At 48.0% G+C, this 479-nt stretch carries 1 protein-coding gene; it reads left to right on the forward strand.

The features are described from left to right. Positions 1-138: 138 nt before the first annotated feature. Positions 139-479: IS3 family transposase (locus NLX71_RS26425; RefSeq protein WP_254366778.1), on the forward strand; the 341-nt coding region annotated here is incomplete at its 3' end.

Raw genomic sequence — 479 nt, forward strand, 5'->3', positions numbered from 1 at the left:
CGACAAACTGAAGAAATTGCTTGGCGAAAAAGATCTGGAAATATCGATTCTGCGTGACCTCGTAAAAAAGATAAACCCCGCCTATCGGACAAAATAGAGATCGCCGACACGTGGATTGCGCGGGGGTATAAGGCTGCAGTGGTGCTGCGTATCGTCGGCGTTAGTGAAGCAACGTATTATTACCGAAAGAAGCATTTCAAGCAGGAACGAGTATACAACGGTGGACGTCCTATCCCTGGGTATTCCTTCAACCAACAACCGCGTCCCATCCCCGACGATCAGATCAAAGAATGGTTGATGGAACTCATTGCCGGGGAAGAGTCAGTCTATGGTTATCGAAAATTAACCGTATGCCTCAGGAGGCAGCACGGGCTGATCATTAACAAGAAAAAGGTATATCGACTTTGCCGCGAACTAGACATCCTTCAACCTCAACGGCAAAAACGGGTGCAATATCCCAGAAAGCTGGCGAATAACCG

Source organism: Paenibacillus sp. MZ04-78.2, from assembly GCF_024213375.1.
Taxonomy (GTDB): Bacteria; Bacillota; Bacilli; order Paenibacillales; family NBRC-103111; genus Paenibacillus_G.